The organism is Dactylosporangium sp. NPDC051484, assembly GCF_040689395.1.
In the GTDB taxonomy this organism is placed as follows: domain Bacteria; phylum Actinomycetota; class Actinomycetes; order Mycobacteriales; family Micromonosporaceae; genus Dactylosporangium.
Genome location: NZ_JBFAZX010000024.1, coordinates 37,762 through 53,678, shown reverse-complemented (window position 1 = coordinate 53,678; position 15,917 = coordinate 37,762). Strand labels below are relative to the sequence as shown.

The 15,917-nt window shown below is 71.2% G+C and carries 11 protein-coding genes; 6 read left to right on the top strand and 5 right to left on the bottom strand.

The window, feature by feature from the left end; translation table 11 throughout:
• Positions 1–601: 601 nt before the first annotated feature.
• The 4 genes from AB0367_RS29445 to AB0367_RS29430 are packed head-to-tail and all read left to right on the top strand — an operon-like array spanning position 602 to position 4,681.
• Positions 602–1,165, top strand: coding sequence for a MaoC family dehydratase (locus tag AB0367_RS29445; protein ID WP_366229709.1), 564 nt, complete (start codon positions 602–604; stop codon positions 1,163–1,165).
• Complete coding sequence (locus AB0367_RS29440) at positions 1,105–2,400, top strand: CoA transferase (protein WP_366229708.1); 1,296 nt, start codon at positions 1,105–1,107, stop codon at positions 2,398–2,400. Before AB0367_RS29445 ends, AB0367_RS29440 begins: the two co-directional genes overlap by 61 nt.
• Positions 2,397–3,806 (top strand): MmgE/PrpD family protein, encoded by a 1,410-nt coding sequence (locus AB0367_RS29435; RefSeq protein ID WP_366229707.1) that lies wholly within the window; start codon positions 2,397–2,399, stop codon positions 3,804–3,806. Before AB0367_RS29440 ends, AB0367_RS29435 begins: the two co-directional genes overlap by 4 nt.
• The gene (locus AB0367_RS29430) at positions 3,803–4,681 is read left to right on the top strand and encodes a CoA ester lyase (protein ID WP_366229706.1); all 879 of its coding nucleotides are present in this window, start codon (positions 3,803–3,805) and stop codon (positions 4,679–4,681) included. Before AB0367_RS29435 ends, AB0367_RS29430 begins: the two co-directional genes overlap by 4 nt.
• A 50-nt stretch (positions 4,682–4,731) precedes the next feature.
• Here the strand turns inward: AB0367_RS29430 and AB0367_RS29425 are convergent, their stop codons facing one another.
• Positions 4,732–5,352, bottom strand: a complete 621-nt coding sequence (locus AB0367_RS29425; RefSeq protein ID WP_366229705.1) for a PP2C family protein-serine/threonine phosphatase — start codon at positions 5,350–5,352, stop codon at positions 4,732–4,734.
• Between the two features lie 520 nt (positions 5,353–5,872).
• On the opposite strand from AB0367_RS29425, the gene AB0367_RS29420 reads away from it, so the two are divergent.
• Positions 5,873–8,638 (top strand): AAA family ATPase, encoded by a 2,766-nt coding sequence (locus AB0367_RS29420; protein ID WP_366229704.1) that lies wholly within the window; start codon positions 5,873–5,875, stop codon positions 8,636–8,638.
• Positions 8,635–11,154: an AAA family ATPase gene (locus tag AB0367_RS29415; RefSeq protein WP_366229703.1), complete on the top strand. Its 2,520-nt coding sequence runs from the start codon at positions 8,635–8,637 to the stop codon at positions 11,152–11,154. The genes AB0367_RS29420 and AB0367_RS29415 overlap by 4 nt, the downstream gene beginning before the upstream one ends.
• 142 nt (positions 11,155–11,296) lie before the next feature.
• Here the strand turns inward: AB0367_RS29415 and AB0367_RS29410 are convergent, their stop codons facing one another.
• From AB0367_RS29410 to solA, 4 genes are all read right to left on the bottom strand, one after another.
• The gene (locus AB0367_RS29410) at positions 11,297–12,256 is read right to left on the bottom strand and encodes an NADP-dependent oxidoreductase (protein ID WP_366229769.1); all 960 of its coding nucleotides are present in this window, start codon (positions 12,254–12,256) and stop codon (positions 11,297–11,299) included.
• Between the two features lie 83 nt (positions 12,257–12,339).
• Positions 12,340–13,140: an alpha/beta hydrolase gene (locus tag AB0367_RS29405; RefSeq protein ID WP_366229702.1), complete on the bottom strand. Its 801-nt coding sequence runs from the start codon at positions 13,138–13,140 to the stop codon at positions 12,340–12,342.
• Between the two features lie 110 nt (positions 13,141–13,250).
• The gene (locus tag AB0367_RS29400; RefSeq protein ID WP_366229701.1) at positions 13,251–14,108 is read right to left on the bottom strand and encodes an alpha/beta hydrolase; all 858 of its coding nucleotides are present in this window, start codon (positions 14,106–14,108) and stop codon (positions 13,251–13,253) included.
• Positions 14,109–14,663: 555 nt separating this feature from the next.
• Entirely contained in the window at positions 14,664–15,794 is a 1,131-nt protein-coding gene (gene solA / locus AB0367_RS29395) for an N-methyl-L-tryptophan oxidase (RefSeq protein ID WP_366229700.1), read from the bottom strand.
• Positions 15,795–15,917 lie beyond the last annotated feature (123 nt).

Genomic DNA, 15,917 nt, shown 5'->3' with positions numbered 1-15,917 from the left:
TAACGGCCCGGTGACCGGGACCGGATGGAATGCTGATTACGGGTCCGTCACAAACATCGGAGATGGAGACCGCTATGAGTGGCGGCCGTTTCGCATCAGTTGCTTGCAGCTTGATCAAGAGTGGTCCATCTTCTCGGTCACGGCAGATGCCTTGCGGATCCGAAAGGCCGGCGGCCGTCACCGGGTCGCATCGTCGAGGACGGAATCCGGCTCCGAGAGGCGCCGATCGGACCGGCGCCCAGGGCCGCAGCTGAATCCCGCTGCCGGACGCGCGCGGTCCGGCCTCCTCCGCCGGAGGCGTGCTGCCACCTCCCGCTTTCGTGTTGCGGCCGTCCTTGAGCCTGAGAGTAAAACATCAGAGGCTTTGCTACAAGCCTCTCACCAGGCCCGGATGTAGCCGGTTCGTGCGCGGCGGTGCGCGGATGACCTCTGGCTCACGGGTCGGCATCATGGGCGCCTGCCTGGTGAAATAGGGCATGGTGGCCGACTGTGCGGTTCGCTTGGCCGAACACCTCAGACCGATGTAGCCGAGCCGTGATCATGGCTTGACCATTAAAGTCCGACCTTTTACGATCGGCAGCATCGATGCAGGAGGTACGAGGTGGCGATCAAACCCGGGTGGCAGGGGCGGTTCTTCGAGGACTTCGAGATCGGCGACGTTTACCAACACCCGTTGGGCCGCACCATCAGCGAGGCCGACAACACGTGGTTCACGTTGCTGACCATGAACACGAACCAGATGCACTTCAACGACGCCTACGCCGCCCGGTCGGAGTTCGGCCGCCCTCTCGTGGTGTCCACGCTCACCCTCGCCGTCGCGGTCGGACAAAGCGTCACCGATCTCACGCAGAACGCCTTCGCGAATCTCGGCTGGGACGACATCCGCTTGACCGCACCCGTCTTCGCGGGTGACACACTCTGGTCGGAGTCCGTCGTCCTGTCGAAGCGGACGTCGTCGACCCGGCCGCACGCGGGAGTCGTGTCGGTCGCCACGCGGACCGTCAACCAGGACGGCGTGCAGGTGTGCGCGTTCGAGCGCACGTTCTATGTCTACCGGCGTGGCGCCGCGCCGCTGGACCGAGTCCGGCCGCAAACGGACGAGGGGTGGGCCGCCTCATATCAGCGTGGCGCGGAAACAGTCGCAGACAACGGGGGTGCGCGGTGAAGCCACTCGAGGACGTTCGGATCGTGTCTTTGGAGCAGTACGGCGCGGGCCCGTTCGGCAGCCTGCACCTGGCCGATCTCGGCGCCGAAGTGATCAAGATCGAGGATCCTCGAGTCGGCGGCGACGTCGGGCGGTACGTGCCGCCGTATGCCGAGGACGAGCACTCGCTGTTCTTCGAGACCTTCAACCGTGGGAAGAAGAGCATCTCACTGGATCTTGGTACGGCGGAGGGGCGCGAGGTCTTCGAGGATCTCGTGCGGGTCAGCGACGCCGTCTACTCCAATCTGCGCGGCGATGTGCCGGCCAAGATGCGGATCCGGTACGACGATCTGAAGCATCTCAACCCGCGGATCGTGTGTTGCTCGCTCACCGGCTTCGGGATGACCGGGCCGCGCTCCGCCCAACCGGGCTACGACTACGTCCTTCAAGGCCTCACCGGCTGGATGGACCTCACCGGCGAACCCGACGGGCCACCGACGAAGTCGGGACTGTCCCTAGTGGACTACTCCGGAGGCTTCGTGGCCGCGATGTCACTGCTCGCCGGACTGCACGCCGCGCGCCGCGACGGGCTCGGCATGGACTGTGACGTCAGCCTCTACGACACCGCCATCGGGCTGCTCACCTACCCCGCGACATGGCACCTCACCGCCGGCTACACGCCGACCCGCACGAGGCATTCCGCGCACCCTTCGCTGGTGCCGTTCCAGGCCTTCCGGGCATCCGACGGCTGGCTCGTCGTCGGATGCGCGAAGGAGAAGTTCTGGCAGCGACTCACCGTCGTCATCGGCCGGCCCGAACTGGCCGCCGACCCCCACTTCAACACTTTCGCCACGCGCGGGCAGCACCGTGACCAACTCGTTGCCCTCCTCGACGAGGTGTTCGCCACCCGGACCGTCGCGCAGTGGGTTGAGCTGCTGCAAGCGGCCACGGTGCCGTGCGCGCCGATCCAGAACGTCGCAGAGGCGCTGACCGACCCGCACACCGTGGCACGCGGTCTCGTCGTCGAGACCGAACACCCCGTTCTGGGTCGGGTACGCAGTGTTGCCTCGCCGGTACGGGTAGGGGAACAGCCCGTGGGCTACCAGCGAGCGCCGCTGCGCGCCGAGCACGGCGAGGCGCTGCTGCGCGACCTGCTCGGCTACGACGAGGACCGGATACGAGCGCTTGACCGAGCCGCCGCGTTCGGTGGCACGCCACGCTCGGACGACACCGAGCCGGAGGCCGCCGCCCGATGAACTCCACCACACCGACCGTTGCGGCACATCTGGCCGACTGGGCGGTCAGCCTGACGCTCCAGGACGTACCTCCCAGCGCTCAGGACGCGGCCTGCCGGCATCTCCTCGACGGCCTGGCCGTGGCGCTCGGCGCGCTCGGCACGGGCGCGGCGGTGCCTGCCCTCACGGTGGCCGGCGGACTCGGCGGTCCGGCCGAAGCCACCCTCCTGGGCACCGATCGGCGGCTGGGCGCCCCGGCCGCCGCCTTCGCCACCGGCGCCCTGGTGCACGCCCTCGACTTCGACGACACCCACGCCGAAGGGCTGGTTCACGCCACCGCCGTCACGCTGCCGGCGGCGCTGGCGGTCGGCGAACAGGTCGGCGCGACCGGCGCGCAGGTGCTGACCGCGGCATTGGTGGGCTACGAGGTCACCTGCCGGGTAGCGGCCGCCACGCCCTACGGCTTCCACCAGCGGGGCATCCATGCCACGCAGGCGGCCGGCGTGGTCGGTGCCACGACCGTGGCCGCCCGGCTCATGGGGTTGGATGCCGCGACGACGCTGCATGCCATGGGCATCGCCGGCAGCAGCGCGGGCGGCCTGATGGAGTTTCTGCACACCGGATCCTCCACCAAGCAACTGCACCCCGGCCTCGCGTCGCACGCCGGCATTATCGCCGCCCGGCTGGCCGCCGCGGGCGCCACCGGGCCGGATTCGGTACTCGACGGCGCCGCGGGACTGTGGGCGACGCTGTCGGACCGACCCGCCGACCCCGGCCGTGTGCTGCGCGAGCTCGGCCAGACCTGGGAAGTCACACGAGTCACCATCAAGCCGTATCCGGCATGTCAGCTCTCGCACGCGACGCTCGACGCGGCCGCCACCGTGCTCGACGAACTGCGCGCCGCCGGCGGGACCGCCGAGATCGTGGAGGTCGTCGCGTTCGTCCACCCTGACAGCGCCGCGATCGTCTGTGAACCCGCTGCCGAGAAGGTACACCCGCAATCTCCGTACGCAGCCAAGTTCAGCCTGCCGTGGAGTGTCGCGGCGCTGCTGGTCGACGGCTCCGTTTCGACCGGGACCTACGACGTCGCCTCGGTCCGCCGGCCGGCGGTCGCCGAGCTCGCCGCCCGGGTCCGCACGGTGCTCGCACCGTCCCGCGCGGTGGCCGCGGATGCGGCCGGCCGCGTCGTGGTGCGCCTGCGCGACGGGCGCGAGCTCACCGGCGAGGTGGCCAGCAGCCGTGGCGGGCCCCACGCACCGCTGGACGATCAGGCCATGCTGGCTAAGTTGCTGAGTCTGACGGGTGACTCACCGGCCGCGAGGCAAATGGCCGCGACCGTGCACGCACTGGCCGGCCTGCCCGACCTGACCGCGCTGCTGGACGTGATCGCCCGCGCCGCGCGCACGTCGTCCGGCGCCGCCGCATGACGAGCAAGCCGGGCGGGACCGCCGTACCGCGCTCGTACCTCTATGTGCCGGGCGACCAGCCGCGGATGCTGGCCAGGGCGCTGGACCGGGGCGCGGACGCGGTCATCGTCGATCTGGAGGATGCGGTCGCCCCGGCCGCGAAGGTTCCGGCTCGCGCGGCCGTCGCCGAGTGGCTTCGATCGCTCGCCCCACGCCCGGATGTCGAGGTGTGGGTACGGCTCAATTCCGGCCCGGCTGGTCTCGACGATGCCGCGGCTGTCGTCTGGCCCGGTTTGGCCGGAGTCATGCCGGCCAAGACGCAGTCGGCCGCCGAGCTCGTCGCGCTGGACGCCGCGCTGCGCGATGCCGAGGCCGGCGCGGGACTGGCGACCGGCCAGGTGGCCGTGATCCCGATCCTGGAATCAGCCGCGGCGGTCCTGGATGCGTCGGGTGTGGCCCGAGCACCGCGGGTGCAGCGGCTGCAGGTCGGCGAGGCCGATCTTCGGGCCGACATCGGGCTGCCGGCCGGCGACGGGGAGCCGGAGCTGCTGCACGTGCGCAGCCACGTCGTGCTGGTCAGCGCCGCGTGCCGGTTGGTGCCGCCCATCGGGCCGGTGTCGACCGATTTCCGGGACCTGGCCGGTTTCCGCACGTCGACGCGGGCGCTGGCGCGGCTCGGTTTCGTCGGCCGGGCATGTATCCATCCCGCCCAGGTCGCCGTGGCCAACGACGTGTTCACGCCGGCACCGGATGAGATCGACCGGGCCCGTGCGCTGGTGGCGCGATTCGAGCAGGCGGCGGCCGCGGGCGACGCTGTTCTGCTCGACGACGACGGCCGGATGGTGGACGAGGCGGTGATCCGGCAGGCTCGCGGGCTGCTCGCGCGGGCGCGGTGAGCACGGGTGATTGAACACAGTGGATTGAACGCGAGAGGCGCACCGCGCCGCTACCCCGTTCGCTGTGCGATGAGTACGCAGGCGTCGTCGGCTGCCGTGCGGTAGTCGAGCCGGTTGACGATCTCGTCACCGACCGAGAGCGATGCCTGGATCCGCTCGGCGAGCTGGTGGATGCCTTCGTCGATCGAGCCGCGACCGACCATGCCGTCGGTGTACCCGATGATCCGCTCCCCGTGGCGCAGCCAAATGCTGTCGTGCTCGAAGGTGGCATCTTCGGCGACGCCGAGCAGCGGCCCGTCCGGGTTCGGCAGCACGAGCACGCGCGTGCCGGTGGCGAGCAGCAGGGGGAGGTGTCCGGCGCGCGCCCAGCGCAGTTCACCGGTGGCCGGACGGTACCGGGCGACCACCGCGCTCGCGGTCAGGTCGGTACCTTGGCCGTACAGCAGGGTGTTGAGCCGACTGAGCACGACCCCCGGCGAGACGTCTTCGGCGATGTAGGCGGCGGTGGCGAAGCGCAACGTCATCATGGTGGCGACCGCGGCCAGGCCGTGACCGACGACGTCGCCGACGACCAGCACGACGTCCCCGCAGGGCAGCACCGCGGTAAGGTACCAGTCGCCGCCGATGCGCGCCGCGGGATCGACGCTCTGGCACCGCGCCGTGATCCGCAATCCGCCCACCTCGCAGCCGTCCGTGCCGGCCGGTTGGATCAGGTGCTGCAAGTTGTGCGTGAGCGCCCGTTGCTGTGCCAGTGCCTGCCGGTGCCACGCCGGTCGTGACCGACGTCGATCGCCCGTGGTGGTCGCGACTGTGTGTACGGCGAGCCTGGGCCGGGCGCTGCGGCGTGCCAGGTGTCGGTGCGGAGATGACATGCTGCGTCCTTACGGCAGGTTCGCTGAATGCTTGATGAACCTACGTCTGGGGTACGCGTCGTGCCTTGAGTCGCTTGACTGCGTTTGCCTCGGGCGGTCACCTGTCACGGCGGCTCGGTCGTGGTGTGCATGGTCCCGCACGCCGTGGTGGCCGCCGGCTGACGTCGCCGGTTCAGTCACCTGACTCAAGCGCCGACCCATACGCCGGGTACATCATCGGCCCAGACTGAATCGGGCCGGGTCAATCAAGAGGTTGACTCGCGAACACGTGTTTCCTACCACAGCCCCTGTCGATCGGTGGTGGATAGTGTCAGTAGCCGTGGTGGAGAACTCCATACGTCAGACCACGTCGCCTGACACCGGGCTGCTCGGCCGGGAGGTCGAGTTGGCGCACCTTCGGGCCCTGTTCGCGGGCGCGGCCGCTGACGAGCCGACCGGGGCCGCCGTGATCTTGTCCGGCGATCCCGGTATCGGCAAGTCGGCACTGCTGGAATCGGCCCGTGAGCTGGGCCGGGCGGCCGGGTTCCGGGCTCTGGCCACGGTCGGCGTGGAGGCCGAGGCGCAGTTGCCCTACTCCGGCCTGCACCAGTTGCTGCGGCCGCTGATGACCTACGCCGACCGCTTGCCGCAGCGTCAGGTCGACGCGCTGCGCACCGGCTTCGGCATCGACGGCGACGTCAGCCCTGAGCCGTTCCTGGTCTCCCTGGCCGCGCTCAACCTGATCGTCGAGGCGGCGGTGGACCGGCCGGTCGCCATCCTTGCCGACGACGTGCAGTGGCTGGACCCGCAGACCCACGACACGCTGGCGTTCCTTGCCCGCCGGGTGGCCATGGACCCGGTCGTCATCGTCGGCGCGGTCCGCGCCGGGTATCCGGGGCCCCTCGTCGCCGCGGGCCTGCCGGAGATCGAGGTCGGGCGCCTCGCCGATCAGGCCGCCGAGCTACTGCTCACCGCGCAGGATGCGATGATGAGCGACCGGCGCCGGCAACGCGTTCTGCGGGAGGCGGACGGCAACCCGCTCGCGCTGATCGAACTGCCCAAAGCGTGGCGTGGCACGTCCGAATCGGATGACCTGCCGAGGGACCTGCTGCCGGTCACCTCCCGGCTGGAACGCTCCTTCGCCGGCCGGATGGCCGCGTTGCCGCAGGACGCCCGCGACGCGCTGCTGATCGCCGCCGTCGACCACGGCGACGAACTGCCCGAGATCCTGGCCGCGGCCGGCGTGCTGGCCGGGCATCCGGTGACGGTGGAGGCGCTGGACCCGGTCGTGCGGGCAGGGCTGTTGCGCCTGGAACAGGCCCGGGTACGGTTCCGTCACCCGCTGGTCCGCTCCGCCGTCACACAGGCCGAGGCGGCGCACCGCCGACTGGCCGCCAACGCCGCCCTCGCCGAGGTGCTCACCGGCGAGCCGTACCGGCGAGCCTGGCACCGCGCCGAGTCGACCACCGGACTGGACGACGCGGTCGCCGACGACCTGGAGGCCAGCGCGACCTTCTCCGTCGCCCGTGGTGCGGTGATCACCGCGATCCGCTGCCTCGAACGCGCCGCCCAGTTGACCACCGACCCCGGCCGACGCGGCCACCGGCTGCTGCTGGCCGCCGAACACGCCTTCGGCCTCGGCCACGCCGACCTGGTCAACCGTCTGCTCCACGCCGCCTCGGCCTACCCGCTGTCCACACTGGACAACGCCCGGATCCAATGGCTGAGCGAGATCTTCTCTGACGGGATACCGGGCGACGCCGGCCGGGTCATCGAGCTGTGCCGCATCGCCGACGACGCGGTCCGCGCCGACGACCAGGACCTGGCGCTCAACCTGTTGCTCGGGGCGGCGCTGCGCTGCTGGTGGGCCGACACCGGCCCGCAGGCCCGCGCCGCCGTGGCGCGGGCGGCCCGCCGCCTGCCCGGCATGCGCGGCGACGCCCGGTACCTCGCCATCCTGGGGGTGGCCGAACCGATCCTGGAAGCCGCGACCGTCCAGGAGACCCTCGCCACCATCGCCATCGAGGAGGTCGCCGACCCCGACGCGCTGCGGCTGTACGGCATGGCGGCCCACGCCATCGGCAACTCCGCCCTCGCCTACGACTTCCTCGACCGCGCCGAGGCCAAGCTGCGTAACCAGGGCCGGCTCGGACTGCTCACCCACGTGCTGGTGATGCAGGTGGGCATCCGGCTCACCCTCGGCGTCTGGGACCGGGCCTTCGCCGCCGCCGAGGAGGGCGGCCGCCTGGGCCGGGACACCGGCCAGACCATCTGGGGAAACCTCGTCGGCGAGTCTCGCTCCGCCGCGCTGCGTGGCGAGCTGGAAGAGGCGCTGCGGATGGCCGCGATCACCGAACACGACGCGGGCGGCAGGCAGCTCAACGACCTGCTCTGCTGTGTCCAGCTCACCCGCGGATACGCGTGGGTGACGGCGCGCCGCTACGAGGAGGCGTATCGCGAACTGCGCCGGCTGTTCGACCCGGCCGACCCGGCCTACCACCCGCGGGAAAGCTATCCCGGCCTGATGTTCTTCGTGGACGCCGCGGTACACACCGACCGGCGCGACGAGGCCCGCGCCGTCCTGGCCACCTTCGAGGAGATGGCCCGCATCACGCCCGTGCCGGACCTGCGGCTCAACCTGCGCTACGCCCGCGCCGTGCTCGCCGACGACGCCGACGCCGAACCCCTGTACCAGGCCGCGCTGGCCGAGAGCCTCACCCGCTGGCCCTGGTTCCGCGCCCGCTACGAACTGGCCTACGGCACCTGGCTGCGCCGCCAGCGCCGCGTCACCGACTCCCGAATCCACTTGCGCGCCGCTCTGGTCAGCCTCGAACTCATCGGCGCGCACAGCTGGGCCGAACAGGCCCGCACCGAGCTACGCGCCGCGGGTGAACGGATGACGCAGGCAGCCACCAACGCCCACGACCTACTGTCCCCGCAAGAGCTGCAGATCGCACGGCTGGCCGCGCAGGGCCTGTCCAACCGGGAGATCGGCGAGCAGCTCTACCTGTCCCCCCGCACCGTAGGATCCCACTTGTACCGCATCTTCCCCAAACTCAACATCACCTCCCGCGCCCAGCTCGCCACCCGCTTGGACCTGTCATGACCACGCCATCCACTGTGGAGCTTCTCGGCCGGAACGACGAGCTGGCGCGGCTGGCCGAGGTGATCGACGCCGCGGCGCGCCGCTCCACGAGCCTGCTGCTGCTCGGCGGGCCCGGCATCGGCAAGTCCAGCCTCCTGCGGGCCGCGATGCGCCACGGCCAGGAGGCCGGCCACCGGGTGCTCGGCATCACCGGCGTGGAGGCCGAAGCCGAGCTGCCCTTCGCCGGGCTGCATCAACTGCTGCGACCCATCCGACGGTCCATGCCACAGCTGCCGCCGGTGCAACGGGACGCGCTGCGCGCCGCCTTCGGAACCGCCGACGGACCGGCCCCCGAACCGTTCCTCATCGCCCTGGCCGCGTTCAACTTGTTGACTACCGCGGCCACCGAGACGCCGATCGTGATCGTGCTCGACGACGTGCACTGGCTCGACGACCCGACCCACGACGCGCTCGCGTTCGTGGCGCGACGCCTGGACGAGCAGCGGATCGCGTTCATCGCCGCGGCGCGCCACGGATACCCCGGGCCGCTGACAGACGCCGGCCTGCCTGCGCTCAGCGTGACCGGCCTCGCCGACGAACCGGCCGCGCGGCTGCTGGACGCACACGCCGGCGACTTGGACCCCGCCGCCCGTACAGAGATCCTGGAGCAGTCGCTGGGCAACCCGCTCGCCCTCGTCGAGCTGCCCGCTGCCTGGCAGGCACGCGGCGGAACCACCCTGGAGCTGCCACTGACGGCCCGGCTGGAGCGCGCGTTCGCCGGCCGCGTCGCGCAGCTGCGCCCGCCGGCCCGCGACCTGCTGCTGGTGATGTCTGTGGCGCACCGCGGCGACACCGCCGAGCTGCTCGCCGCCACGGCTCGACTGACCGGCGCGCCGGTCGGCGACGACGTGCTTCAGGAGGCGACCGCGGCCCGGTTGGTCGGCCCCGACCCGGCGGTCGAGGGCAGCATCCGCTTCCACCACCCGCTGGTCCGCTCCGGCGTCGCGCAGGCCGAGAGCCTGACCCGCCGGCAGGCCGCGCACGCGAGCCTGGCCGCCGTGCTCCACGACGACCCGTACCGGCGTGCCTGGCACTGTGCGATGTCCATCGTCGGCCCCGACGACGAGGCGGCCGACGCACTCGCCGCCAACGTCGAGGTCTCGTTGGCGCGCGGCGCCACCAGCCGCGCCGTGGCCGAACTGGAACGCGCCGCCCAGCTGACCACCGATCCAGCCCGGCGAAGTCACCGGCTCCTGCTCGCCGCGCAGCACGCGTTCGCCCTGGGCCAGGCCGCAACCGTCTCGCGCTTGGTCGACGAGGCGACCCGCAACCAGCTTGACGAGCTGGGCTGGGCCCGCGTGGAATGGCTACGCGAGATCTTCCACGACGGCACACCCGGCGACCCCGTACGGGTTCAGGAATTGTGCCTGGTCGCCCACAAAGCGCACGCCGCCGGCGACATCGACCTCGCCCTGAACCTGTTGTTGGGCGCCGGACTACGCTGCTGGTGGGCGGACACCGGACCCGCGGCGCGAGCCCACTGCGCCACCGCGATCAGGCAGCTGCCCGACGCCGTCCACGACCCGCGTTGGGTCGCCGCGCTGGCCTGTGCCGAACCGGTGCTCGAAGCGGTCACCGTCACTGAGGTGCTCAGCGAACCCCGGTGGGTGGGCGAGACTGACGGTGACCGGCTCCGGCTACTCGGCATCGCCGCGCACGCCATCGGCGACACCGAGCGCGCCGCCGACCTCCTGGACCGGGCACAGACCGCCCTGCGCGACACCGGCCGTCTCGGGCTGCTGCTGCACGTACAGGGCATCTACAATCACCTACTGGTCGAACTGGGCCAGTTCGCCAAAGCCAGCGTCGTGGTGGCCGAGGCCACCCGCCTCGCGGAACAGACCCGCCAGCCGGTGTGGACCGCTGGGACCTTGTCCACCGGTGGCCGTCTGATCGCCTTCCAAGGCGACCCGGACCGTGCCATGCACATGGCCGAGCAGGCGACAAGGCTCGCCGGCCGGCTCAACGACCAACTCTGCGTGGCCGTCCTCGCCTCCGGCGCCGCCCACCTGGCCGCCGGACGCTACCAAGAGGCCTTCGACGAGTACGCCCGCATCTTCGACCCGAACGACCCCGCCTACCACTGGCGGGAATCCTTCGCGGGAATCGGCACGATGGCCGAGTCCGCGGTCGGCGCCGGCCGGATCACCGAGGCCCGACGCATCCTCGCCGAGCTGGAGGAGACCGCCCGCGTCACGCCGGCACCCCTGCTGCACACCCATCTCGGCTACGCGCGCGCGGTGCTCGCCGACGACGCCGACGCGGAAGCTCTGTACCACACCGCACTCGCCATGAATCTCACCCGCTGGCCGTTCGTCCGTGCCCGGCTGCAACTGGCCTACGGCGAATGGCTGCTACGGCACGACCGTCCCGACGGGGCCCGCGACGAGCTGCGCGCATCCGCCGACACGCTACACGAGATCGGCGCCGCACCCTGGGCACGACGCGCGAGCGAGGCACTCGACGCGACAGCCTGACCCCGAGACGAGCGTGATGACGCCAACGAAGCCCTGGGTGCGTAGCAGCGAGATCGGCCGCCTCGGTGCGGAGGCGGCCGATCTCGATTCGCGTAAGCCCACGGCGATGAAGGGCTCGGGGTCTGCTACCCAGCCGGCCGTCTCAGTTACTCGACTGCAGCGGGCCCGGCTCGGGCCGCACGATCAGGACGGTCTTGCCCGGCTTGCGCGGCTGCGTTCCGCTGGCATACGCGGCTCCGCCGTCGGCGAGCGGGAAGGTGGCGCTGACGACCGAGCGCAGCCGTCCTGCGTCTACCAGCGCGGCCAGCCGCTGCAGCTGCGTGCGGTCGGGGCGCACGACGAAGAACATCGCGTGCACCCGGTGCGCGGCGGCAAGCTCATGATCGGGCGGGGCGCCGAGCGTTACCAGCCGGCCGCCGGGCCGCAGCACCGGGTAGGAGCGCGCCAGCGTGGAACCGCCGACGGTGTCCAGCACCACGTCCACCCCGGCCAGTTCACGATCGAAGTCATCCCGGGTGACGTCGATGAACCGGTCGGCGCCCAGCGCCCGCACGGTGTCCGCGTGCTCGGGCAGATCGGTGGCCACGACCGTGGCGCCGAGGTCGGCGGCGAGTTGGGTGGCGTAGACACCGACCCCGCCCGCGCCGCCGTGGATGAGGACCGTTTCCCCGGCGGTGAGCCCGGCGTGGTCGACCAGCGCCTGCCAGGCGGTGAGCGCGGACAGCGGCAGGGCGGCGGACTCGGCGTGCGACAACGTCCCGGGTTTGATGGCCAGTGCCTCGGACGGCACCGCGACGAATTCGGCGGCCGCGCCGTCCCGGTCGAAGTCGATCAGGCCGTAGACCTCGTCGCCGGAGTCCAGCTCGGTGACCCCGGCTCCCGGGGCGACGACCGTGCCGGACACCTCGTGGGACGGGATGACCGGGGTGCGGTCATGGCCGTCGCGGGTGGTCCACGACAGGTCCCAGCCCAGTTCGGCGAAGGTGATCGCGGCGGCGTGCACAGCGACAAGCACCTCACCCTCGCGCGGGCGCGGCCGTGGTGCGGTCTCGTAGACGAGCCTGTCGGGGCCGCCCCGGGTGTGCGCCCGTAGTGCCGTCATCGTGTCCACAAATGAGCCCTCCCTTTCCTGATCGTATGACGACCGGCCGGCGCGACGCCGGCCGATCGACCGATGTTGTGATGTCACAACCCCTGCTTCTCGAGCCAGCCGAGGCAGGACTCGGCGACGTCGCGCCAGCCGCTGTCGATGGTCAGCGAGTGGCCGCGGTCCGGAAACTCGATGAGGTCGGTGACGGCGTCGGAGTTGCGGTACTGCTTGAGGGTCGCCTTGGTGATGACCTCCGGCACCGTGTGATCCCGGCCGCCCATGACGAGCAGCAGCGGGCCGCGGTCGGCGTTGTCGGTGTCCACCTTGGCCGGCGAGTGTGGCGAGAAGTTCGCCACGGCCGCCTCGAACAGCGGCCGGCCGGGGGCCGGGATGGTCCACCGCCGGTGCAGCTCGTCGGACTCCTCAGCGCTGACGGCGTTGCCGAAGCTGTACCGGAACTCGTCGGCGGTCAGGGACACGGCGTGGTGGATGTTGGCCGGGTTCTTGAACACCGGGAGGGTTGCCCGCAGCGAGGACAGCGGCAGGGGCAGGACGCCCTTGATCTGGGCGGCGTCGATGGCGATGGCCGCGGCCCCGTGGTTCTGGCCGAGCAGCTTCTCCGCGATCATGCCGCCGAAGGAGTGGCCGATCAGGATCGGGGGGCGCGCGAGTGCGCCGATGATGCCGGCGTAGTGGTCGGTGACCTCGTCGATGCCCCGGTTGGCGATGGCGTCCGGATTGGCGCGGGACAGTTCCACGGTGTCCGCGTCGCCGGGCCAGCCGGGCGCCACAGGGGCGTAGCCGGCGTCGCGGAACAGGTCGAGCCACGGCCCCCAGGAGGACGCGTGCAGCCACAAGCCGTGAATGAAGACGACCGGGATGGGTGACTCGGGCATGAGGGGAACCTCGTCTCTCGAGCGATGGTGCGTTGTTCCGTTATGGTGGCTTCGCCACCGGGGTCTGGGCTTGCGTCGGTCGACTGAGTCGGTGTCTGCGGTCGGCACCGTCAGACGGTGTGCGCGGCCGCGTCCAGAACGATCTGGACCACGGCATCGGGGTGGGACACGATCACCGCGTGCGAGGAGCGAACGGTCCGGATCCGGGCGTGCGCCCGCTCAGCCATCATCCGCTGACCGGCCGGGTTGATGGCGTGGTCGTCCAGCGTGATCAGGTCCCAGGTCGGCAGCGTCCGCCAGGCGGGCGCACCGGACGCCTCGGTGAACGCGGTCAGCGACAGCGGCCGCTGGGTCACCGCCATCAGCTCAGCCGTCGCGGCGGGCACGTCACCGGCGAACACCGACCGGAAATTCTCCTGCTTGATCGTGATGTCCAGGTCGATGCCGCCTGACGCGGCCGGGTTGGGCACGTGACGCGTCGAGGTGGTGCCGGTGCCGAGCTGCGACGGGTACGTTGCCGGGTCGGGTACCGTGGCGATGCTCTCGCCTTGGTCGGGCACGAAGGCGCCGACGTAGACCAGGGCCCGCACGTTCGGCAGGTCACGCGCGGCGTTGGTGATGACGGCACCGCCGTAGGAGTGCCCGACCAGCACGATCGGGCCGCTGATCGACTGCAGCAACGCCCAGACGTAGTCCGAGTCGCTGGTCAACCCCCGCAGCGGGTTCGGTGCGGCAACCACCGGGTAGCCGAGCCGCCGCAGGGCCTTGACCTCCGCATTCCAGCCGCTGGAGTCGGCGAACGCGCCATGCACCAACACGATGGTCGGCCTGGTCCCGCCCAGGCTCCCACCGGTCGAGGCGGTGGCGGCGGTGATCCCGAAGAACACGACGGTCGCCACGGTCACGACGGCGGCCATCGTCATAGCCAGGCGTTGCCAGCGCGCGGGCTGACGGCGGTGTGCGGGCATCGGTGCTTCCTTTCCACAGCGGACGAGGTGACAGCGACCATCGTCGTGCCGGTGCGGCGGCGGGATCTTCCGTCAGTCGACGGTGCACGCCACCGACAGTCGACTGTCCCAGCGACTCGGCGGTTCGTGGGCGGCCGGCCGCTCAGTCACCCGACAGATGCCCGGGCAACCGCGATCGCGACACGATCTTCGCCATGGGGGAGCGCCGTGACGCCATACACTCGCGCACATTGAGCGCCATGAGAAGCCGCTGGTGCGGTGGCGTGACCCGCATCGCCGACTCGTACGTCGCGTCGGCCGTCCCGTCCGTCGGCGCCGCTAGTGCGGTGTCCACCAACGTTCGCCGGGTTTGCTGCGCATCGATCTTGCACTTGTGGTGCCCGACAAACCCGGCATTCGCGGAGTGTCTCGGCACCAGAACTGCAAGATCGACAACGGTGACCCCGGTCAACGTTGGTGGACATCGCACCAGCGCCCCGATCCAGGTGCGCCAGCCCTGACGCTCCGCTGCTCAGGGTCGGCCGGCGCTCGTCGGCGGTGCTGGTGTGAGTGCTCTCAGCGGGCGAAGGCGAATCGCCGGTCCGGGTGGGCGCCGTCGAGGGCGAGGTCGGCGAGGACCCGTCCGATGGCGGGCACGAACTTGAAGCCGTGGCCGGAGAAGCCCGTGGCCACGACCACGGGTCCGTGCCGGTCTAGGACGAAGTTCTCGTCGGGCGTGGTGGTGTACGTGCAGCTGATCGGGGTGAAGTCGTCGGGGTCGACGCCGGGCAGCCATCGGCGTGTGTACTCGCGCAGTGCGGCCAGCTGGGTGGGCTCGGGCGTGAAGTCGCGGTGGTCCGGGTCGACCTCGGGGCCGACGCCGTGGAAGCCGACCTTGATGCCCTCGCCGGGGGTGGCCAGGCCGTAGATGCCGCCGAAGAACGTGCGGGCATCCGCGGATCCGTCGGCGAACCGGTGACCGAAGCTCGGCCAGCCCTCCTCGGCCTCGCGGGCGGCGAAATGGGCGGGTTGTTCCTGGGTGACCCGCAGCGGTGGCAGCGGGGCGAGCCCGCCCAGCAGCTTGCTCGCCCAGGCGTTGACCGCCGCCACGACCCGGCGCGCGCGATAGCTGCCGCTGTCGGTGTGGACGAGGACCGCGTCGTCACCGAGCACCTCGATCGCGGTCACCGGCGTTGAGTGCCGCACGGTCGCGCCCGAGGCCTCCGCGGCGGCCTGCAGCGCGGCGACCGACCGGTCGGCGTGCAGGCGTCCGCTGTCCGGGTAGAACAGCGCCGGTGTCGTGAACCGGAGGCCCGGCCAGCGTTCGGCCGCCTCCTGCGGGGCGAGCCACTGGTGGGGCACGCCTGCGGCGGCGAGCCCGTCGGCCAGTTCGTGCAGGTAGGGATGATCGCCGTGGTCGACGCCGCCGGTGATGGTGAGCAGCCGAGTGCCGGTGTCGTCCTCGAGGTCCCGCCACAGCCGCTGGGCCTCCTGGGCGAGGCCGATGTACACGGGATCGGGATACGACAGCCGGAAGATCCGGGATGCGCCGTGCGAGGCACCGTTGGTGTGCCCGGCGGCGAACTGCTCGAGCAGCACCACGTCGACGCCTCGGCGGGCCAGCCGCCACGCGGCCGCCGAACCCATCGCCCCACCGCCCACGACCACCACGTCGACGGTGTCCGCGATACCTGCAGTGCCTGTCATCGCCTCAGCCCAGGATTCGTGCGGCACCGAAGCCGCTGGTCGGACCGGCCCCGGTCGGGAAGCGGCCGGGCCACGCGCTCGCCCGCCGATGGGCAACGATAGAGGCCCCTGCGTTGAATGTCT